Consider the following 18,951-nt stretch of genomic DNA (forward strand, 5'->3'; position numbering starts at 1 on the left):
GTGGGGGGGGGGTGTGGGGGGGGGGGGGTGGGGGGGGTGGGGGGGGGGGGGGGCGTTGTTGTGGGGGGGGGGGGGGGGGGGGGGGGGGGGGGCCCCGGCCGGGCCCGGCCCCCCCACCCCGGGTGCGGGCGGTACTGCCGGACCGGGGGTCCGTCAGCAGTCGCCGCCGCCCGCGCCCTTCCCGGCGGTGTCCCCGTTGGCCAGGTTGATCGCCAGGTTCGGCAGGGTGATGGCGCCGCCGATGGTGGCGCCGTTGGCGTTGGCCTTGAGGCCGAGGATGTCGGTCTGGCCGCCGGTGGCGTCCAGGCCGAACTGGCCGGCGGTGCCGTCGGTGATGCCGGTGCCCTTGATGTTGGCGCTGTCGGCCGCCGCACCGATCTGGTTCGGGGTGGCGGCGGTGGCGTTGAGGGTCGCGGTGGCGCCCTTCACCGACTGGGCGTCCAGGATCAGGTTGTTCGCCTGGATGCCCTGCCCGGCGGCGAGTTGGGCGGTGGTGAGGGGGGTGGCCGCGGCCGGCGAGGAGATGTTCAGCGACCAGGTGCCGACCGTGCCGACGACCGGCAGGTTGACCGACTGGACGGCGTGGATGCAGATCCCGTCCAGCCCCGCCTTGGGCAGACCGACCTCGGCCGCGGCGGTGGGGCTGCCGGCGGTCACGGTGGTCAGGACCGCGCCGAGGCCCTTGGAGGCCGCGACGGTGTTCGAGGACAGGGTGAACGGAACGCTGGTGAGCGAGAGGTTCGCGGCCAGCACGCCCTGGACCATCGCCAGCGTCATCGCCGCGATGGTGGCCGTGGCCGGCACCGCGATCAGCGCGGATCTGCGCCAGCGCGTGACGCCTCTGGATTCTTCCTGCATGGGGTCTCCATCCGTCGTCCCGCGCGGCTGAGGGGTTGCGCGGGTACCTGAGACGCGGCCGGCCCCGGGAGCGCCCATCCCGACACCCCCGGAGCGCTTTACATATTTCGGCTGCGTGTCCAGAAAGTAAGCAGGAGGTGAGTAGGTGTCAAGAGAGTCGGCAGCAGTCGGTACGGTGTCCGCTCACCTGACCTGGGGCGTGGCTATAGTCGGCGGATGGCATGGATCAGGGAGACCGTCAGGTCACTGCTGCGGGACCGGCTGCTCGACACCGCCCGGGACCTGGTCGCCGCCGACGGCTTCGACCGGCTGCGGATGACCCAGGTCGCCGCCGTCGCGGGAGTCAGCCGGCAGACCGTCTACAACGAGTTCGGCTCCAAGGACGCGCTCGGCGAGGCGCTCTTCCGCCGCGAGCTCGAGCTCTGCCTCACCGGCATCGAGCAGCAGCTCGACGAGCACCCCGCGGACCCGCGGGCCGCGGCCGAGGCCGCCGCGCTCTTCACCCTCCGGCTCGCTGGGCGCAACCCGCTGGTCAAGGCCATGCTCACCGCCACCCGGGACGGCGAGGACGGCCTGCTCTCCTACCTCACCACCCGTGCCGAGTCGGCCTTCACCACCGCCACCGCGATGCTCGACGGCTACGCCGCCGCCGCCTGGCCGGAGATCGACGCCGACTCCCGCGAGCTCGCCGTCGACTCCGCCGTCCGGCTGACCGCCAGTCACATCGTCCAGGGCGCGGGCGACCCCGCCGCCTCCGCCCGCCGGATCGCCGAGGTCTTCGTCCGGGTCGCCCGCGCCTGAGGCCGGACCGGCGGAACGGCAGGCCGCCGGACCGGCGGACCAGCAGGCCCGCAGGCCCGCAGGCCGGTGGCTGACCCGGCGTCAGCCCGTCGGCGCCGGGACCTCGGTGAGGGTCGGCGCGGCGTCGACCGTCCCGAACGCCGCCGGGGGCCAGACCCGCAGGCCGACCCGGCCGGAGACGGTGGCCAGGTCGCCCCAGCCGAAGGCGCGCGAGTCCTCCGAGCCGTCCGGGTTGTCGCCGAGGAAGAACAGCCGGCCCGGCGGGACGGTCTGCGCGGTCGGGGCCGCCGTCCTGCCGCCCTCCGGCGTGCAGCAGCTGACGGTCCGGTGCGCCTGGTCCCGCCAGGCGGGGAGGTCGGCCCGGAACCACGGGCCGCTGCCGCCCGGCTGCACCAGCACGGCGAACGGCTCCTGCGGCGTCGAGACGATCTCCACCCGGTCACCGGGCAGGCCGATCACCCGCTTGACGATCACCTCGTCCCGCCCGGGGCGCTTCAGCAGCACCACGTCCAGCCGCCGCACCGACGCCCCGTCGGTGCCGGGCACGGTCAGCAGCCGCTGCCCGTCGGCGAGCGTGGGCCGCATGCTGGACCCGTCCACCCGCACCGCGAGCGCGGCCACCGCCACGGCGGCCAAGACGCACAGCACGAGCAGTCCCGCCAGCAGGCCGGACAGCACCCGGGCGGTGCGGCCGCGCGGGCGTGCGGGCTCGGCGCCGACGGCAACGTCCGTGGCGGGCTGGGCAGTCGGCATCGGGCGCTCCTGAGGGGAGAGGGCCGGTTGACGGTGCGGGTGCGACTCGCCGGTGTGGGACGGTAGCCGGGCGGGCGCCCGTTGCGGAAGACCCGGGCGGCCCCGTGTTCAGGGCCGGCGGTCGAGGGCGTCGCGAACCGCCCGCCAGCGGTCCGGGTCGTCGACGGCCACCGAGACCAGCTGGTACGCGCTGCGCTCGCACAGGTCGGCGAGCTGGGCCGCGGTCAGCTCCGCCCCGTCCAGCCAGCCGACCAACAGCTCCTCCATGTACGCCAACCAGCCGTGCACGGTGGCGGTGACGGCGGGCGTCCGAGGCGTCCCCGCCGCGACCAGGGCGGCCAGGATCCACTCCGCGAACCGGGCCCGCAGGTCCCGGTGGAGCGTCGCCATGGTGCCCGTGCCGCCGCGCTCCACCTGCCGGACCACCGCCAGGTAGAGCGTGGGGTGGCGCCGGACGAAGGCGATGAACGTCTCGATGCCGCCGCGCAGTTGCTCGGCCCCGCTGAGCGTCGGATCCGGCGCGACCTGGCCGAGCAGCTCCTCCGCCACCAGCTGCACCACGGCCGACCGGAACCCGCGCTGGGAGCCGAAGTAGTGGAACAGCAGCCCGGGCGAGACCCCCGCCGAACGGGCCGCGGACTCCACCGACAGCGTCTCCAGCCCGTCGGCGTGCACCAACTCCCGGGCAGAGTCCAGGATCTGGCGGCGGCGTTGGTCCGCCGAGAGCCGCCGTCCGGCGCGGGGTGGGGGATGCACGTGCGCATCCTATTGACTTCCCCCCGCACGTGGCTACTTTTGAGTACTACTCAACAAGGTCCGTCCGGCCGACCCGCGAGGCGAGGTATCCGCCATGCCCAGCAGCCCCCTCCGGTCGCCCGGCACGGCCCCGGTCCGCGCCCGCCGGCCGGCGCTCCCGTACGAGGAGTCCGACCTCGACCGCTACCGCGACCTGCAGCAACTCGCCTACCGGGTGGCCGAACGGGCCGCCGCGCAGCTGCGCGCGGGCATGCGGGAGGGCGACGCGGCCGAGTGGCTGCGGCAGTCCCTGCGGGCGGCCGGGCTGGGCGGCTCCGTCCGGCGGCCGCGGGCCCGGTTCGGGCGGCGGACCGCCGACGGGCCGACGGGCGGCGGCCTGACGGGCACCGGGGGGCGGCTGCTCTCCCTCCTGCGCGAGCCGGAGGTCCTGCGGGACGGCACGCCCTACCTGCTCGACGGCGTCGTCACCGCCCAGGGCTGCACCATCGGCATCGCCCTCGCCGGACGCTTCGGCGGCAACCCCGTCTGGGACGTCCTCCGGGCCGACCTACCCGCCTACCGCGACCTCGTCCTGCGCGAAGTCCGGCTGGGCAACCCGCTGTTCCGCATCCGCCGGGCCGTCGACGCCCTCGCCGCCCGCCACGGCTACGGCCGCCCCGACCACGACCTGCCGGGCGGCGTCATCGCCCGCTCGGCCCTCTCCCCCGCCCTCTCCCGCCCCGAGCACCCCCAGCACCTCCCCGACACCCGCCCCCTCCCCCCGGGCCTGTGGGCCGTCACCCCCCGGGTCACCTTCCGCGGCGTCGGGGTCGCCTTCGAGGAACTCCTCGTCGTCACCGAGGACTCCGCCTGCTGGCTCGACGACGACCTCCCGCACGTGCTCGCCCCGGCCCGCTGACTCCCCTCAGGAGGACGGGAGTTCGCGCAGCAGGGCGAAGGCCGGGCCGTCCACCGAGCGCTGGGTGCTGCTGAGCACCACGACGCCGGTACCGCGCTCGGGGGCGAGGCCGGCGAAGGAGGAGAAGCCACCGGTGCCGCCGTTGTGCCAGAGCTCCACCGCCCCGCCCTGCTTGGCGTGCAACTGCTGCCCGATCCAGCCGAGATGGGCCCAGGCGAAGGGGTTCACCGGGTGCCGGACGCTCCGGGTCAGGGCGATCGCCTCGGCCAACCCGCTCTCCTCCGGCTCCAGTTGGGCCCGCAGGAAGGCCGCCAGCTCCCCGGCGGTGGCGTGCAGGGCGCCCGCCCCGGCCAGCGCCGCCAGGTGCCAGGCCGCGACCGGACGGCGCCGGCGGTCGTGGCCCTGGACCTGCGGGCGCCCGGCGGCCACCCGCACGCCGGGCAGGCCGAGCGGCCCGGTGACCCGCCGGGCCAGCAGGCCCTCGTAGTCGGTGCCGGCGTGCCGGGCCAGGGCCAGCCCGAGCAGCCCGGCCCCGAGGTTGGAGTAGCGGTGGCGCACGCCCGGCACCGCGCCCAGCCTGGTCCTGGCCAGGGTGCCGAGCAGGACCGGTTCGGTCAGCCCTGCGTACGGGTCGGGCGCGGACGGGCGCAGCAGCGCGCGCAGCAGCATCCCGTGCGGCAGCCGTGGCAGGCCGGAGGTGTGCTGGGCCAGCTGACCGAGCGTCACCGCCTTGCCGTCCTTGACCAGATGGCCTGCCTCCGGGAGGAGTTCGGCCAGCGGCTGGTCCAGCCCGACCTCACCGTCCACCACCAGCGCGGCCAGCGCCAACGCGGTGAACACCTTGGTCACCGAGCCGATCTCGAAGACGTCGTCGACCCCGACCGCCCCGGCGGCCCGGACCTCCACCTCACCACCGGCCAGCGCGGCGACCACCACGCCCACCCGCTCCCGAGCCAGTCCGTCCGCCGTCCGCTGCGCCAGCGCGCCGAGATCATCCGCCATGCCGCCACCCTAACCACACCCCGGAACTCCCGTGCCGGCTCCCCCGTTGGGGCGGACAGGAGGGGTGCGGACGATGCGGACGAGGCAGAGGGACCGGGACGTGCCGGGGCCGGAGCAGCCGTGGAACGAGATCGTTCCGGGCCTCTGGATGGGCGGGCACGTCTGGCACGATAGCCGGACCGGCGAGTTGCAACTGGCGGTGGTCGGAACCGAGTTCGACCTGGTGGTGAGCCTGTACAGCGCGCCGGGGCACGGCCCGGCCGCCGGAGTGGAACACCTGGTCGTACCGATGCCGGACGGCCCGCTGACGGGCGCTCAGCTGCGGACGGCGGAGCGGATCGCGGGATCGGTGGCCCGGGCCGTCCGGAGCGGCGGCACCGTGCTGGTGCGGTGCCACTCCGGCTACAACCGTTCGGGCCTGATCACCGCGCAGGCCCTGGTGGATCTGGGCCACCGGGTGCCCGACGCGGTCGACCTGATCCGGCGGCGGCGGTCGCCCTGGGCACTGCACAACGAGGTGTTCGTGCAGTACCTCACGACCGGCCTCGGGGTGTCCGCACTCCTCAGCGAACTCGACGCCATCGCCTGAACTCCCGCCCGCCGCACGGGCGCTCAGCGCAACGGTGGTCACCGCAACGGCGGTCAGCGCCGGCCGAGCACCTCGGCGAGCCGGCTGACGCCGTCCGCCCCGTGCCCGAGCGCGATGGTGCGGCGGGTCAGCCCCTCGGCGGCACGCATCACCGAGGAGTCGATGCCGTGCGCCTCGGCGGTGTGCACCACGTGCGCCATCGTCGAGACCCCGGAGGTGAGCGGGTTGATCGCGCCCGAGTAGGTGCGGTCGTCGAAGTCCTCGGCGAACTCCGCGAACAGCGGCGGCAGGATGGCCCCGATGCCCTGGGCGAACGGCGCCAGCTCCCGCCCGCTGATCCCCTCGGCCTTGGCCAGCGCCAGCGCGTGCACGTAACCGGCCATCGCGGTCCAGAAGATGTCCAGCAGCGCGATGTCGAAGCCGGCCGCCCGGCCGATGGACTCGCCGAGGTGGGTGTGGGTGCCGCCGAGCACCGCCAGCACCGGCGCGTACTTCTCGTACAGGGCGGCCGGCCCGCTGTGGATGAAGACCGCCTCCGGGCCGCCGATGCTCGGGGCCGGGGTCATGATGGCGCCGTCCAGGTAGTCGATGCCGTGCTCCGCCGCCCAGGCGCCGGTGTCACGGGCCCGGTCCGGGGAGTCGGCGGTGAGGTTGACCAGGGTGCGGCCCTTGAGCGCGGCCTCGACCTCCGGGCGGCGCAGCAGCGCGTCCGAGGCGTCGTAGTTGACCACGCACACGACGGTCAACTCGCTGGCCGCCACCGCCTCTTCGGCCGTCGCGGCGCTCACCGCCCCGGCCGCGACCAGCTCGGCGTCCCGGCCCGGGGTGCGGTTCCACACGGTGGTGCGCACGCCCGCCGCCAGGAAGGCGGAGGCCAGGGCGCGGCCCATCGGGCCCAGGCCCAGCACGGTGACGGTGGGGAAGGTGTGGTTGGTGGACATACGGGGTCTCCTGTAGACATGGTGGTGGACAACGAGGAACCCTGAACGAGGACTCCCGGGGGAAGAGATGACGCGCAGTCAGGCCGTGGACCCGAGCGTGTGCGGGGTCACCGCCGCGATCGCCGTGATCGACGGCAAGTGGAAGACGTCCCTGCTCTGGCTGCTGGAGTCCGGCCCGCACCGCCCCGCCGAACTCCGCCGACGGCTGCCCGGCCTGAGCGAGAAGGTCCTCACCCAGGCGCTGCGCGAGATGGCCTCCGACGGCCTGGTGCACCGCGAGGTGCACGACGTGCTGCCACTGAAGACGGTCTACTCCCTGACCGACTTCGGCCGCCGCCTCTCCGTGGCCCTCGGCCCGGTCTCCGACCTGGGCCACGAGCGCCTCGACCTGCTGGCGGCCGAACGGGCCGAACGACCGGCCTCCTGACCTCCCGTCATCTCCCCTCTGCCCACAAGTCTGCGCGCCCGGCCCGCCCCTGCCCAGTACGCACAAATAAGTGGGTACTCCCGGCCCCGGTTCGGAGACCCCTGTTCGGAGATCAGTGTGCGCACCCGCCCGCCCGAAGTCCTGTACGCCCTCGCCGAGAACCCCGCGCTCCCCGAGTGGGCCGTCCGCCGCCTGCTGAGGTCCCGGGACGAGGACACCGCCCGGCACCTGGCCAAGAACCCGAACCTCCCGACGGTCGTCCGGCACCGGCTGGCCGGCCACCGGAGCGCCTTCGTCCGCACCGGTCTACTACGCTCGGAGGACGGGCGTACGCCCGAGCTGTACGCGCGGTTCGTCACCGACCCCGCCCCCGAGGTCAGGGCCGACCTCGCCGCTTCCTCCGGCGCCCCTCCGGAGGTCCGCGCACGGCTGGCCACCGATCCCGACGCCACGGTCCGGACGGCCCTGGCCCAGTGGTGGGTGGAGGCGCCCGAAGCCGTCCGCCGGACCTTGCTCACCGATCCCGACGGCGCGGTGCGGGCGGCGGCCTGCGCCGTGTACTACCCGCGGCTGCCCCACCCCGTCCCTCCGGCCGATCTGCACCGGGCCCTGCTCGACGACCCGCTCACCCGGGCCGGTGTGGTACCGCACCTGGACCTCACCCCGGAGCTGGCCACCGCGCTGGCCGAGGATCCCGACGAGCGCGTCCGCGAGAAGCTCGCTGCCCGCGCCGACCTGCCGGAGGCGGTCCTGGCACGGCTGGCCGAGGACCCGTCACCGTTGGTCCGCCTCGCGGTCCTGCTGCGCCGCGACAGCCCGGAGGACCTGCGGGCCTCGATCCACGCCTGGCTGGAGGCCGGTGCGCGGGCACTCGCCGACGAGAACCTCACCGACGAGCAGGCCGAACTCGCGGTCTACCACGAACTGGCCCTGGCCGACCTGAATCTCCACCTGCTGCCCTGGCTCCTGGAGGAACCGCAGCTCGGCCTGGACTCCCCCTATGTGTGCTTCCGCCACAGCGCGGCCCTGAGCGATCATCTGACGCCGGATCAGCGGGCCCGCCTCCTCGACGACCCCGTCCCGCACGTCCGGCTGGCCGCCGCCTCCTACGGCATCGACCCCGGAACCGCCGAGCGCCTGGAGCGTCGCCACCCCGCCCGGGGCAAGTTCCGCGGCCGACCGGCCGACCACGCCGACTTCCCCGTCGGGACACTGCGCCGCTTCGCCACCGACGAGGACCCGTGGATCCGCCGCCGGGCCGCCCGTGACCCGGACCTGCCGGTCGAGCTGCTCACCGCGCTGGCCCGGGACGAGGACCGCAACGTCCGACTCGTCGCGGCCGGCCACCCCGGCCTCCCGGTGGACGTCCTGGTGGAGCTCCTCGACCACCCGGACCGCAGCACCGCCGCAGCCGCCGCCCGGGCTCCCCGGCTCCCGGCCGCGGCGGTCGGGCGGCTCCTCGCCGACGCAGGGCTCTGACCCGGCTCCGGCCCTTCTCCGGGGCCCGCCGGGCTACGGGCGGCGGGCGACGGTGACGATCTCCCGGCTGCCGGGGGCGAGCGGGCCGTGGTGCCAGTCGCCGTAGCGGGCCTCGACCAGGAGGCCGGCCGAGGCGAGGAAGGCGTCGAGGGCCGGGACGTCGAGGAAGCGGAGGCGGGAGCGGTCTGTGCGGACGACCGCTCCCGCCTCGGTGGTGGTCTCGGTGAAGGTGACCACGTCGCCGGTGACGGACTCGACGTGGTGCTCGACCCGCAGGGTGCGGCCGGTGGCGGTGGTGACCTCGGAGGCGTTGGCGGGGTTCCAGGCCTCCCAGGCGCGGGCCCGGGGGTGGCGGGTCTCGAAGACGAAGCGGCCGCCGGGGCGCAGGGCGGTCCGGACGGCGGTCAGGGAGGCGGCCACCTCCTCGTCGGTGACCAGGCACTGGAAGGCGTGGCCGGTCATGGTGGCGAGTTCGAACTCACCGTCCCAGGCGGCCCGGGCCGCCGTGCCCTCGACCCACTCGACGTCGGTGCGGCGGCGCGCCCGGGCCAGCGCGGCCGGGTCGGGGTCGATCCCGGCGAGCCGTCCGGTGTGGCCGCGTTCGCGGGCCCGGTGGAGCATCTGGCCGGTGCCGCAGCCGACGTCCAGGACGGAGGGGGCGGCCGCCACCAGGGCGTCGTAGAAGGCGTCGCCCGGCCACAGCTGCGGGTCCCAGGGGTTCAGCCGGTCGTAGAGCGCGGCCGCGTCGGCGTCGGAGAACTCGGAGAACTCGGAAGGCATCGCGCCAGTATCACCGGCGGACCGGCCCCGCCCAAGTGAATTGCCTTGCACGGCAGGGAGCTTGGGATCGCCGAAGGGCCCGCACCGCCTCACGGGCGGTACGGGCCCCGGCCCGCACACGGTCAGGCGACGGTGACCACGATCTTGCCGCGGGTGTGGCCCTCGGCGTTCAGCCGCTGGGCCTCGGCGGTGCGCTCCAGCGGGAAGGTGGCGGCCACCTCGACGGTGAGCAGGCCCTTGTCGGCCAGGTCGGCGAGCTCGGTGAGCCCGGCCGTGTCGGGGCGGACGAAGACGTACCGGCCACCGAGGCCGAGCACCGCGCCGTCGGCGATGGAGGCCAGCCGGCCGCCCTCGGCGAGCAGCGCCGGGGAGACGGTGAGGGCGTCGCCGCCGACCAGGTCGAGCACGGCGTCCACGCCCTCCGGGGCGAGCGCGCGGACCCGCTCGGCCAGGCCCTCGCCGTAGGCGACCGGCTCGGCGCCGAGCCCGCGCAGGAAGTCGTGGTTGCGCTCGCTCGCGGTGCCGATCACCTTGGCGCCGAGGGCGACGGCGATCTGCACGGCGAGCGAGCCGACCCCGCCGGCGGCCGCGTGCACCAGGACGGTCTCGCCCTCCCGGACGGCCAGCGCCTGCGTCAGCGCCTGGTGCGCGGTGAGCCCGGCGAGCGGCAGGCCGGCCGCCTGCTCGAAGCTCAGCGCGGCGGGCTTGCGGGCCAGGGTGCGGACCGGCGCGGCCACGTACTCCGCGAAGGTCCCGCGGCCGACCATGTCCTCCCGGACGTACCCCATCACCTCGTCGCCGACGGCGAACTCGGTCACGCCCACGCCCACCTGCTCCACCACACCGGCCACGTCCCAGCCCGGGATGACCGGGAAGACCGCGTCCAGCACCCCGTCGAGGTAGCCGGCCTGGATCTTCCAGTCCACCGGGTTCACCGAGGCCGCGCGGACCTTGACGAGCACGGCGTCCGGGCCCAGCTTCGGCATCGGGACCTCGCCGTACTCGAGGACGTCGGCTCCGCCGTAGACGCGGTAGGTGATGGCCTTCATGGTGACACTCCTGTGCATAAAGATTTGAGGAGCTCGATGTTTCAGCTCCTCAAGTACTTGGTCGACCGTAGACCTGAATAGTTGAGGCTGTCAAGCAATTGCCGCCTACCGCCGCCCGCCCCACCGCCACCGCCGGAGCCAGGCGCGCACCATCTCCGAGCTCCACTGGGTGAGGCTGGCACGGACGACGAGGGTGTCGGGGTGCTTCGGGCCGAGGAGCCGCACCACGTCGGGCCGCAGCTCGGCGAGGAGGACCACCGCCCCGTGCACGTCGCCGGCCTCACCCCGCCACCGCGCGAGGCTGTGCCTGGCGACGAGGGCGTCGTGGTGGTCCGGTCCCAAGACCCGCAGCACGTCGGGCAGCAGCGCGGCGAGCGCGTCCGCCGCACCCGCCGCGTCACCCGACTCGCCCTGCCAGAGAGCCAGGTTGTGCCGGGTGACGAGGGTGTCGGGATGGTCCGGCCCCTGCACCCGGATCCGGTCGGGCAGTAGCTCCGTATACCCGGCCAGCGCACTCGCCACGTCGCCCGACTCGCCCCGCCCGCGGGCGAGCAGGGCACGGGTCGTGAGGGTGTCGGGATGGTCGGGCCCCAGGACCCTGATGAGATCCGGCACCAGCTCCGCGTACCCCGCCACCGCACCCGCCGCATCGCCCGACTCACCCCGCCAACGAGCCAGCTGACTACGGACGGCGAGGGTGTCGGGATGGTCGGGCCCCAGGACCCTGGTGCGCCCCGCCAACAGCTCCGCGTACCCCGCCACCGCACCCGCCGCATCATCCGATCTGCCCCGCCAACTGGCAAGGTGGGACAGGGCATTGAGCGTGTCGGCATGCTCGGCGCCCAGCACCCGCGACATGTCGGACAGCAGTTCCGCGAACCCGGCGGCCGCGCCTGCCGGGTCACCTGCCTCACCCCGCCAACTCGACTGGTGGAAGCGGGCGGTGAGCGTGGTGCGGTGGTCGGGCCCGAGCACTCGTACCAGGTCGGGGAGCAGCTCCTCGAAGGCGGCGACCGCGCTCCGGGCGTCTCCGGCCTTCCCCTGCCAGAAGGCGAGGTTGCTGCGACCGACCAGGGTGTCGGCGTGGTCCGGGCCGAGCACCCGCAGCGTGACGAGGAGGAGGTCCGCATGGGCGGCGGCGGCACCGGCCGCGTCCCCCGCCTCGCCCAGCCAACGGGCCAGGTCGCCCCGGAAGGTGCGGGTGCGGGGGTGATCCGGTCCGAGCACCCGCAGCGCGTCGGACAGCAGATCCGTCAGGGCGGCGGCGGCACCGGCCGCGTCCCCCGCCTCGCCCCGCCAACGAGCCTCCTGGGAGCGGATGGTGAGGACTTCGACGTGGTCCGCCCCTCGGAGCCGAACGACATCGGACAGCAGGTCGGCGAGGGTGGCTGCCGCACCCGCGGCGTCCCCCGCCTCCCCGCGCCAACGCGCCAGCTGGGAACGGAAGGCGAGCACATTCGGGTGGTCCGGGCCGAACACCCTGATGTGGTCGGACAGCGCGTCGCCGAGGGCGGCGGCGGCACCCGCGGGGTCCCCGGCCTCGCCCCGCCAGTGGGCGAGGTAGAAACGGGCGCCCATGACCGCCGGATGGTCCGGACCGGACACCCGGGCACGTTCGAGGACCAGTACGGCGAAGGCGGCGGCCGCGCCCGCCGCGTCGCCCGCCTCGCCCTGCCAACGGGCCAGCGTGTGACGGGTGCCCAGTGTCTCCGGGTGGTCCGGCCGCTGGACCCGGATCCGGTCGGGCAGCAGCTCGGCCAGGGCCTGTGCCGCGCCCGCCGCATCCCCCGACTCCCCCTGCCAGTGCGCGAGGTTCTCCCGTATGGCGAGTGCGTAGGGGTGGTCCGGCCCCACGACCCGCACCATGTCGAGCAGCACGCCGCCGGTGGCGGCGGCCGCACCCGCCACATCGCCCATCTGCCCCTGCCAGAAGGCGAGGTTGTGCCGCGCGATGAGCACGAGGAGGTGGTCCGGCCCCAGGACCCGCAGGATGTCCGGCAACAGCTCGGCGTAGGCGGCGGCCGCGCCCGCCGCGTCACCCGCCTCGCCCCGCCAACGGGCCAGGTCCGCGCGGGTGACGAAGGTGTCGGGGTGGTCGAGCCCCAGGACGCGGACCCGGTCGGACAACAACGCGGCACACGCCGCCACCGCACCCTCCGGATCTCCCGCCGTCCCCTGCCAGCCGGCGAGGTCGTTGCGCGCGGCGAGGGTCCGCGGGTGGTCCGGGCCCAGGATCCGTACCGCGTCGGGCAGCAGCCCGGCCAGGGCCTGCGCCGCGCCCACCGCGTCCCCCGCCTTCCCCCTCAGGGAGGCGAGGCGGGAACGGGCGGTCAGGGTGTCGAGGTGTTCGTCGCCCAGCACCCTGGTCAGCTCGGGCAGCACCCGGGCCATGGCGGCGGCCGCACCCACCACGTCGCCCGCCTCCGCCTGCCAGTGGGGCAGGTGGGCACCGGTGGCCAGGGTGTCGGGATGGTCGGGCCCCAGGACGCGGACCCGGTCGGACAACAGCTCGGCACAGGCCGCCGCCGCGCCCGCCGCGTCTCCCGACTCGCCCCGCCAGCGGGCGAGGTCGGCGCGGGCGGTCAGGGTGTCGGCGTGGTCCGGGCCGAGGACCTCCCGGCTCTCGGCCACCAGGTGGCGGAAGTGCTCCCGGGCCGCGACGGGCTGGCCGGACTCGCCCAGGCTGCGGCCGGTGCGGGGCAGCAGGGCGTGGACCTCGGGCCGGTACAGGTCGGCCCGGGCGTGGGCGGCGAGAGCGGTCGCGTTGGCGCGCAGCACCTCGGCCAGGTCGGTGTCGCGTTCGGTCTCGGGCCAGACGGCGACCAAGGCGTCGGCGGCCGTGCGGGCGAGGGCGTACCGCTGGGCGGGGGTGAGGGTGTCCCGGACGGCGTGCTGGGTGAGTTGATGGACCCTCAGGACCCGGTTCGGCGTGTCGGGCGCGTGGTCGACGAGGTGGAGCCGGTGCAGGGAGCGCAGCGCGGCCACCGCCTCCGCAGCGGTGACGGGCGCCGGCGCCGGGGCGCCGTCCGAGGGGCCCGAAGCGGGAGGAGGACGGTGCCCGGTCAGGTGTGCGAGGGCCGGGGCGCTGGTCAGGACGGTGTGCGGGATGCCGTTGGGGGCGAGGAACGAGGCGAGCCGGAGCATCGGACGGGCCAGGCCGACGGGGCGCAGCGCGTCGGCGCGGTCGAGGGAGAGGGTGAGGGCGGCGGCCGTGGTGTGGCGCTGGTCGTCGGGCAGGCGGTCGGGGGCGGCGTCGGCGAGGGTGGTGGCGCGGTCCGCGAGCAGGTCCCGGTAGGCGGCCGTGGTGACGGCGGCGTCGGCGATGTGGGCGGCGGCCTGGGAGAGGGCCAGCGGCAGGTACCCCAGGTCGCGGGCCAGGGCGGCGAGGTCCTCGGCGGGTTCGGCGCGGCCGTGGACGGCCAGGGCGCCGGTCAGGTAGGCGAGGGCCTCGGCCGGAGTGAACAGACCGACTTCGAGGACCCGGCCGCCGGGCCGGTCCAGGGCGGCCTCACGGCTGCGGGTGGTCACCACGGTCCGCCCCGAGGAGCTGGCGGGCGGCCACAGTCCGCGCAGGTCCTCGGGGTCGGTGAGGTCGTCCAGCACCACCAGCCACCGGCACGCCGGGGTTCCCCGCTTGGGTTCGAGCCAGGCCAGGAAGGTGGCGGCGGCCCGCTCGGTGTCGTCGTTGGGGTCGGCCCGGCAGAGCTCGACGCCGGCCTGGGCGAGTCCGCTCACCGCTGCGGTGCGGTTGCTCGCGTTCACCCACACCAGCACGTCCACCCGGCCCTCGCGCCAGGAGGTGCGGGCGTGGTCGGCGGCGAGCTGGGTCTTGCCGACCCCGCCCATCCCGGTCAGCACCTGGCCCAGCACCACGGTCCCCCCGTGCCGCAACTCCGCGCGCAACAGGTCTGCCGTGGCGCGGTGTTGGAACGCCTGCGCCCGTGCGGGGACGGCCCCGACCTGGTGCGGCCAGGAGGCCGGTTCCCGCGGCCCGCCCAGGTGCAGCGTCAGGTGCAGGAGTCCGGTGTTCGAGATCGCCCCCGGCCCGGCGTACGAGTGCCCGCTGTTCTCCACCCGCACCGGGCCCTGGAGGGTGCTCGCGCCCATCGGCTCCGGCGCCGGCCCGCGGTAGCCGGTCACCGCGGCGGCACCGCCCTCACTCCAGGCGTCCCCCGTGCCCGTCACCGTCACCGCGGGTCGCGGCTCGCCGCTCCGCGGGCGGCGCAGCCATCTCCTCGCCATCGACGCGGCGGCCCTAACGCGTGTGGTCGATACCGGAGTTGGCGCCGCCTCCGGTGGCCTCGCCGGTGTCCTTGGCGGTGGCCGATCCGTGCCCGCGGCCGCCGGGCCGCCTGATGCCGGTGTTGCCCCCGTCCGCGGCCCGGCCGGTCCGGACCGCCTCGTCCCTCGGCCCGTTGCCGCGGGCCGGCTGCTGGAACACCGCCCAGAGCAGGGCGAGGATGCCGACGGCGGCCTGCACCGAGGCACCCGTCATCTCACCCGCACCAGGGCTGTTCAGCAGCCACACCAACGGGGTGGAGACGATCCCCACCGCCGCCACGACGACCACGATCCTGCGCCCTCGCGACACATCCGCCCCCTTCGCCCCACCACCGTCGGCCCCCGCCGGGTCCCTACCCACTGCGCGCCCCGCCACCGCACCGCCGAACGTCACGGTTCCGTGCCCGTGGCCCGCCGGACGGGCCCGTGACGGTCCGTCAGCGGTAGAGGTCGGGAACCTCGGTGGGGTCGAGGGCGCGGACCGCGGAGCTCCAGGCCTCGGCGAGGGCGGTCTCCAGCCCGCCGTCCTGGTCGTGGCGGACCGGGGTGCCGAAGTGGACGTGGACCCGGGGGCGGCGGAGCGGGGCGGTGGCCCAGCCCGCGAGCTGCTTGGCGGCACTGCCGGAGGCGACCCGGCGGGCACCCGCGTGACCGATCGGGAGCAGGGAGGCGCCGGTGGCCTCGGCGAGACGGACCGCGCCGGACTTCAGGGCGCGCGGCGGCCGGTCGGCGGAGGCCCGGTAGTGCGGCAGGCCGCCCTCGGGGTAGAGCAGTACGCTGCGCCCGGCCGCGAGCGCGGCCCCGGCGGCGACCAGGGCGTCCCCGGCCCGGGCGGTGCCCCGGTGGACCGGGACGTAGCCCTCCCGGGTGAGGGCCCGGCCCAGCACGGGGACCCGCCAGAGCCCGGCGGTGACCAGCACCACCGGGCGGACGCCCAGCCGGTCCAGTACGCCGAGCATCAGCACCGGGTCGGCCAGCGAGGTGTGGTTGGCCGTCAGGATGAGGCCCCGGCCTCCGCCGTCCGCCAGGTGCTCGGCCCCGCTCACGGTGATCCGCCCCAGCGCCGGGAGCACGGCTCCGGCCGCCCTCGTCAGCACCCCGCCGCGGGACGGCCCGCCCCTCCGCTGGCCCCTGCGTTCGCTCATGCGGCCCACGGTAGCGCGAGCGGGCGACACCGCCGTGCAAGCCGCCGTCCGGCGGTTCAGCGGGCAACCGCCGATCCCGGGCCCGGCCCCGGGCCCGACGGCCCGTACCAGAACTGGGCCAGCGCCCCCTCCTTGTACGGTGCCGGGCTGACGCTCAGTTCGCCGGAGAACGGGCGGTCGAGCACCAGGGTGAGCAGCAGGCTGAAGCCGACCAGCGCGGCCACCGTGCCGACGAAGAGCAGCTGCATCCGCCGGCTGCGGACCCCGTAGAGGAAGGTCAGCGGGATGATCACCAGCGCTCCGCCGAAGACCAACACCTGGAGCAGCAGCGGGAGTTGCTGGGTGGCCATGGTGATCCGGGCCCGGCGCTGGGCGACCACCTCGTTGAGGTTGGCGGCGGCCAGCTCGTAGAAGGTCTGCTGGGTCTCGGTCTGCGGCTCGTAGGACTGGAGCGCGTCGTAGACCGCGTCCAGGCTCCGGGCGGTGGACTCGTAGTTGGGCTCGCCCTCGCGCATCAGCGGCCACTGGACGTCCACCACCGCGTGCAGGTAGCCGCTCATCGCGGCGTTCACCTTCTCCTGCTCCTGGGGCGGCAGGGCGCGGACGTTGCGCACCAGCGAGGCGGCGGCGGTGGACTCGGAGGCGACGATGGTGTTGGTGCTGTCCAGCTGGGTCCAGAGGGTGACGATGACGAACGCCAGGATGATGCCGTAGATCGCGCCGAACATGCCGAGCACCACGCCGACCATCTCGTTGTGCTCGCCCTGCACGGTCTGCGGGAAGCGGTGCCGGGTGAGCAACGCCCCCGCCACCGCCAGCAGCACGATCCCACCGACCACCACCAGGGTCAGCGCCGCCGTGTCGAACCCGTTCAGCAGCCACAGCTCCACGGCGCTTCCCCCCTCTTCCGGTCCTGGTCACCGGGGAGCGTAGGGGATGCGCCGGGCGCCCCCGGGCGCCGCCCACCCGTCCGGGTGAACCGTTCACCCCCACGAGTGGGCATACGACAGCGGGCCGCCCTCGCACTCCGCGAGAGCGGCCCGCCTGGACGCTGCGGGGTTGAGCGCCCGTCAGATCTTCACCGGCTGGGCCGGGGCCTCCGGCCGGGCCGGCTGCTCGACCTCGGGCGCCGGGCCGCCGCTGCTCTGCATCCGGTCGGCGAGCTTGAGCCAGATCACGCCGACGATGATGACGGCCAGCCAGACGCCCTGGACCACGGTGAGGTGCTCGTCGAAGACCACCGGCCCGAGCAGGGCGGCGCCGACCGAGCCGATGCCCGCCCAGACGGCGTAGCCGATGCTGACGTCGATGGTGCGCAGCGCGGCGCTCAGCGCCCAGAGGGTCAGCAGGAAGAACACCACCGCGACCAGCGACCACCAGAGCTTGGTGAAGCCGTCACTGCCGCCGACCGAGAGTGCGTAGCCGACCTCGAACGCGCCGGCGAGGAGGAGCATCAGCCACGAGTTGGCCGATCCGGAAGTGGAGCTGGTGTTGGACATGTGCGCGGTCCCTTCTTGGTGGATCGGAGTGGTGACTCGGGGCTCAGACGCCGCTGAGCTGGAGGCCGACGACGCCGGCGATGATGACGAGGATGCCGAGCGCCTTCTGCCAGCTGAGCTTCTGGCCGAACAGCGCGGCGCCCAGCAGGGTGATGCCGATGCCGGAGACGGAGGTCCAGATGGCGTAGCCGACACCGACGTTGAAGGTCTGCAGTGCCTTGCTGAGGAAGTAGGTGCCGATCGCGCCGCTGACCAGGGTGGCGGCGGTCCACGGGCGGTTCTTGAAGCCTTCGGCCTTGCCGGCCGCGATGGCCACCGCGATCTCGAAGACGACGGCGATGGCGAGGTAGAGCCACTGCATGGGAAATCCCCTTTCGCTGCTTGGGAGTCGGGCCGTGCGGGTCGGGTGCCGGTCAGCAGCCGTCGATCCCGCAGGCGGCTCCCCGGGTGATGGCCTGTTCGGCCTGGACGTCGAGCACGGCCTTGCGGATCTGGGCCGCCGTGGCGACGCCCTCGATGCGGTGGCGCTCGCCGATGATCAGGGTGGGGGCGACGGAGATGCGGTACGCCTCGGCGGTCCGCAACGCCTCCCGGTGGGTCTCGGTGTAGGTGCCCTCGTCCAGCGCCCGGGTGAACCCGTCGGCGTCCAGGCCGAGTTCGGTGGCGATGTCGGCGAGCACCTCGGTCCGCCCGATGTCCCGGTTCTCCTGGAAGAAGGCCCGCAGCAGGCGCGGGGTGTACTCGGCGGCCCGGCCGTGCTCGGCGGCGTACTGGTAGCCCTCGAAGGCCAGCCGGGTGTAGGGCTGCGGGGAGACGGTGGGCAGGGTGATGTCCACGCCCATCCGGCGGGCCATCGGGTAGACCGACCGGGCCCAGACGGCGGGCAGGTAGGCGTCCTCGGGGCGCAGCGTCGGGGTGGGGTGGGGCCGCAGCTCGAAGGGCATCCACTCGATCTCGACGTCGAGGTCGTGGGTGGCCTCGTGCAGCGGGCCCTCGGCCAGCATGCAGAACGGACAGACGTAGTCCGACCACACCTTGATCCGGACCTTCTCGTCCCCCTGCTCGTGTCCCTGGTCGTGCCCCTGCTCGTTCACGGTCGCTCCCGGTCGGTGGTGCGGTGGTCGGTGCGGATGGTGGTGCGGTCCAGGCTGAGGAAGTCCTCGAAGGGCTCGGTGTCGCCCGGGGTCCGCAGCGAGGTGACGCGCAGCGGCCAGCTCTCCGGGTCGTCCGCGAAGATCGAGTACGAGCCGGTGTAGTCGAAGCCGTACCTCGCGGCGGTCACCCGGTCCACGGCGTGCACGATGTGGGACACGTTGAAGTAGAGCGAGGCCATGTAGCAGAGGGCGCACGGTTCGCCGGAGGCGATCAGCGTGGCCCCGGTGGTGGCGTGCAGTCCGTAGGTGCCGGCGGCCTGGCGCAGGGCGACCACCTCGGCGTGCGCGGTGGGGTCGTTGTCCTCGCGCACCCGGTTGAAGCCGGTGCCGAGGATGCGGCCGTGGTTGACGACCACTCCGGAGAACGGAATGCCACCCCTGGCCACGTGTTCGCGGCTGATCCGGACCGCCTCGCGGACGTACTCGGTCAGCTCGCTCTCCGAGATCTCGGAGTGACGCATGCTTCCCCCTGGTCGAGCTAGTCGAAGCCGAAGCATTTGCATGTATCTGCATATTCAAGATCCGCACAGAGCCCCATC

The 18,951-nt window shown here is 74.7% G+C and carries 20 protein-coding genes; 5 read left to right on the forward strand and 15 right to left on the reverse strand.

Annotation, left to right across the window (positions count from 1 at the left end; translation table 11 throughout):
• Positions 1-153 precede the first annotated feature (153 nt).
• Positions 154-858 carry a cholesterol esterase gene (locus ACIA8O_RS17775; RefSeq protein WP_396294763.1) on the reverse strand — a complete coding sequence of 235 codons (705 nt, stop codon included), beginning with the start codon at positions 856-858 and terminating at the stop codon, positions 154-156.
• Positions 859-1,074: 216 nt separating this feature from the next.
• Here ACIA8O_RS17775 and ACIA8O_RS17780 point away from each other — a divergent pair, with 216 nt between their 5' ends.
• Positions 1,075-1,659, forward strand: a complete 585-nt coding sequence (locus ACIA8O_RS17780; protein WP_396294764.1) for a TetR family transcriptional regulator — start codon at positions 1,075-1,077, stop codon at positions 1,657-1,659.
• An 81-nt stretch (positions 1,660-1,740) separates the two neighbouring features.
• Here ACIA8O_RS17780 and lepB read toward each other — a convergent pair whose 3' ends face one another.
• A complete protein-coding gene (gene lepB / locus ACIA8O_RS17785; protein ID WP_396294765.1) occupies positions 1,741-2,412 on the reverse strand; it encodes a signal peptidase I in 672 nt (223 codons plus the stop codon).
• A gap of 108 nt (positions 2,413-2,520) precedes the next feature.
• Positions 2,521-3,168: a TetR/AcrR family transcriptional regulator gene (locus ACIA8O_RS17790; RefSeq protein WP_396294766.1), complete on the reverse strand. Its 648-nt coding sequence runs from the start codon at positions 3,166-3,168 to the stop codon at positions 2,521-2,523.
• Between the two features lie 94 nt (positions 3,169-3,262).
• On the opposite strand from ACIA8O_RS17790, the gene ACIA8O_RS17795 reads away from it, so the two are divergent.
• The gene (locus tag ACIA8O_RS17795) at positions 3,263-4,066 is read left to right on the forward strand and encodes a M24 family metallopeptidase (protein WP_396294767.1); all 804 of its coding nucleotides are present in this window, start codon (positions 3,263-3,265) and stop codon (positions 4,064-4,066) included.
• A 6-nt stretch (positions 4,067-4,072) separates the two neighbouring features.
• Here the strand turns inward: ACIA8O_RS17795 and ACIA8O_RS17800 are convergent, their stop codons facing one another.
• Positions 4,073-5,068 carry a serine hydrolase domain-containing protein gene (locus tag ACIA8O_RS17800; protein WP_396294768.1) on the reverse strand — a complete coding sequence of 332 codons (996 nt, stop codon included), beginning with the start codon at positions 5,066-5,068 and terminating at the stop codon, positions 4,073-4,075.
• Between the two features lie 73 nt (positions 5,069-5,141).
• On the opposite strand from ACIA8O_RS17800, the gene ACIA8O_RS17805 reads away from it, so the two are divergent.
• Positions 5,142-5,657, forward strand: coding sequence for a protein phosphatase (locus tag ACIA8O_RS17805; RefSeq protein ID WP_396294769.1), 516 nt, complete (start codon positions 5,142-5,144; stop codon positions 5,655-5,657).
• 53 nt (positions 5,658-5,710) lie between these two features.
• Here the strand turns inward: ACIA8O_RS17805 and ACIA8O_RS17810 are convergent, their stop codons facing one another.
• The gene (locus tag ACIA8O_RS17810) at positions 5,711-6,598 is read right to left on the reverse strand and encodes an NAD(P)-dependent oxidoreductase (RefSeq protein ID WP_396294770.1); all 888 of its coding nucleotides are present in this window, start codon (positions 6,596-6,598) and stop codon (positions 5,711-5,713) included.
• 67 nt (positions 6,599-6,665) lie between these two features.
• On the opposite strand from ACIA8O_RS17810, the gene ACIA8O_RS17815 reads away from it, so the two are divergent.
• Together ACIA8O_RS17815 and ACIA8O_RS17820 are read left to right on the forward strand one after the other, a co-directional pair.
• A complete protein-coding gene (locus ACIA8O_RS17815) occupies positions 6,666-7,025 on the forward strand; it encodes a winged helix-turn-helix transcriptional regulator (RefSeq protein ID WP_396294771.1) in 360 nt (119 codons plus the stop codon).
• Between the two features lie 117 nt (positions 7,026-7,142).
• Positions 7,143-8,504: a hypothetical protein gene (locus tag ACIA8O_RS17820; protein ID WP_396294773.1), complete on the forward strand. Its 1,362-nt coding sequence runs from the start codon at positions 7,143-7,145 to the stop codon at positions 8,502-8,504.
• 33 nt (positions 8,505-8,537) lie between these two features.
• Here ACIA8O_RS17820 and ACIA8O_RS17825 read toward each other — a convergent pair whose 3' ends face one another.
• The 10 genes from ACIA8O_RS17825 to ACIA8O_RS17870 form a co-directional block, all read right to left on the reverse strand.
• Entirely contained in the window at positions 8,538-9,284 is a 747-nt protein-coding gene (locus tag ACIA8O_RS17825) for a class I SAM-dependent methyltransferase (RefSeq protein ID WP_396294774.1), read from the reverse strand.
• Between the two features lie 122 nt (positions 9,285-9,406).
• Complete coding sequence (locus tag ACIA8O_RS17830) at positions 9,407-10,333, reverse strand: NADP-dependent oxidoreductase (protein WP_396294775.1); 927 nt, start codon at positions 10,331-10,333, stop codon at positions 9,407-9,409.
• 105 nt (positions 10,334-10,438) lie between these two features.
• Positions 10,439-14,473 carry a tetratricopeptide repeat protein gene (locus ACIA8O_RS17835; protein WP_396294777.1) on the reverse strand — a complete coding sequence of 1,345 codons (4,035 nt, stop codon included), beginning with the start codon at positions 14,471-14,473 and terminating at the stop codon, positions 10,439-10,441.
• A 115-nt stretch (positions 14,474-14,588) separates the two neighbouring features.
• On the reverse strand, positions 14,589-14,924 hold the full coding sequence (locus ACIA8O_RS17840) for a hypothetical protein (RefSeq protein WP_396294778.1): 336 nt from the start codon (positions 14,922-14,924) through the stop codon (positions 14,589-14,591).
• 127 nt (positions 14,925-15,051) lie between these two features.
• Positions 15,052-15,759, reverse strand: coding sequence for a lysophospholipid acyltransferase family protein (locus tag ACIA8O_RS17845; protein WP_396294779.1), 708 nt, complete (start codon positions 15,757-15,759; stop codon positions 15,052-15,054).
• A 56-nt stretch (positions 15,760-15,815) separates the two neighbouring features.
• Positions 15,816-16,649 carry a hypothetical protein gene (locus ACIA8O_RS17850; protein ID WP_396294780.1) on the reverse strand — a complete coding sequence of 278 codons (834 nt, stop codon included), beginning with the start codon at positions 16,647-16,649 and terminating at the stop codon, positions 15,816-15,818.
• A gap of 180 nt (positions 16,650-16,829) precedes the next feature.
• Positions 16,830-17,258 (reverse strand): DMT family transporter, encoded by a 429-nt coding sequence (locus tag ACIA8O_RS17855; protein ID WP_396294781.1) that lies wholly within the window; start codon positions 17,256-17,258, stop codon positions 16,830-16,832.
• Between the two features lie 43 nt (positions 17,259-17,301).
• On the reverse strand, positions 17,302-17,619 hold the full coding sequence (locus tag ACIA8O_RS17860; protein WP_396294782.1) for a DMT family transporter: 318 nt from the start codon (positions 17,617-17,619) through the stop codon (positions 17,302-17,304).
• 52 nt (positions 17,620-17,671) lie between these two features.
• Positions 17,672-18,352, reverse strand: a complete 681-nt coding sequence (locus tag ACIA8O_RS17865; RefSeq protein WP_396294783.1) for a DsbA family protein — start codon at positions 18,350-18,352, stop codon at positions 17,672-17,674.
• The gene (locus ACIA8O_RS17870; RefSeq protein WP_396294785.1) at positions 18,349-18,873 is read right to left on the reverse strand and encodes a nucleoside deaminase; all 525 of its coding nucleotides are present in this window, start codon (positions 18,871-18,873) and stop codon (positions 18,349-18,351) included. The genes ACIA8O_RS17865 and ACIA8O_RS17870 overlap by 4 nt, the downstream gene beginning before the upstream one ends.
• Positions 18,874-18,951 lie beyond the last annotated feature (78 nt).

Source organism: Kitasatospora sp. NPDC051853, from assembly GCF_044452665.1.
In the GTDB taxonomy this organism is placed as follows: Bacteria; Actinomycetota; Actinomycetes; order Streptomycetales; family Streptomycetaceae; genus Kitasatospora.

What these genes read in the sequence shown, in the direction of transcription:
- ACIA8O_RS17775 (WP_396294763.1), bottom strand. Translation starts at nt 858, where the DNA reads ATGCAGGAAGAATCCAGAGGCGTCACGCGCTGGCGCAGATCCGCGCTG.
- ACIA8O_RS17780 (WP_396294764.1), top strand. Translation starts at nt 1,075, where the DNA reads ATGGCATGGATCAGGGAGACCGTCAGGTCACTGCTGCGGGACCGGCTG.
- lepB (WP_396294765.1), bottom strand. Translation starts at nt 2,412, where the DNA reads ATGCCGACTGCCCAGCCCGCCACGGACGTTGCCGTCGGCGCCGAGCCC.
- ACIA8O_RS17795 (WP_396294767.1), top strand. Translation starts at nt 3,263, where the DNA reads ATGCCCAGCAGCCCCCTCCGGTCGCCCGGCACGGCCCCGGTCCGCGCC.
- ACIA8O_RS17800 (WP_396294768.1), bottom strand. Translation starts at nt 5,068, where the DNA reads ATGGCGGATGATCTCGGCGCGCTGGCGCAGCGGACGGCGGACGGACTG.
- ACIA8O_RS17805 (WP_396294769.1), top strand. Translation starts at nt 5,142, where the DNA reads ATGCGGACGAGGCAGAGGGACCGGGACGTGCCGGGGCCGGAGCAGCCG.
- ACIA8O_RS17810 (WP_396294770.1), bottom strand. Translation starts at nt 6,598, where the DNA reads ATGTCCACCAACCACACCTTCCCCACCGTCACCGTGCTGGGCCTGGGC.
- ACIA8O_RS17815 (WP_396294771.1), top strand. Translation starts at nt 6,666, where the DNA reads ATGACGCGCAGTCAGGCCGTGGACCCGAGCGTGTGCGGGGTCACCGCC.
- ACIA8O_RS17825 (WP_396294774.1), bottom strand. Translation starts at nt 9,284, where the DNA reads ATGCCTTCCGAGTTCTCCGAGTTCTCCGACGCCGACGCGGCCGCGCTC.
- ACIA8O_RS17830 (WP_396294775.1), bottom strand. Translation starts at nt 10,333, where the DNA reads ATGAAGGCCATCACCTACCGCGTCTACGGCGGAGCCGACGTCCTCGAG.
- ACIA8O_RS17845 (WP_396294779.1), bottom strand. Translation starts at nt 15,759, where the DNA reads ATGAGCGAACGCAGGGGCCAGCGGAGGGGCGGGCCGTCCCGCGGCGGG.
- ACIA8O_RS17855 (WP_396294781.1), bottom strand. Translation starts at nt 17,258, where the DNA reads ATGTCCAACACCAGCTCCACTTCCGGATCGGCCAACTCGTGGCTGATG.
- ACIA8O_RS17860 (WP_396294782.1), bottom strand. Translation starts at nt 17,619, where the DNA reads ATGCAGTGGCTCTACCTCGCCATCGCCGTCGTCTTCGAGATCGCGGTG.
- ACIA8O_RS17870 (WP_396294785.1), bottom strand. Translation starts at nt 18,873, where the DNA reads ATGCGTCACTCCGAGATCTCGGAGAGCGAGCTGACCGAGTACGTCCGC.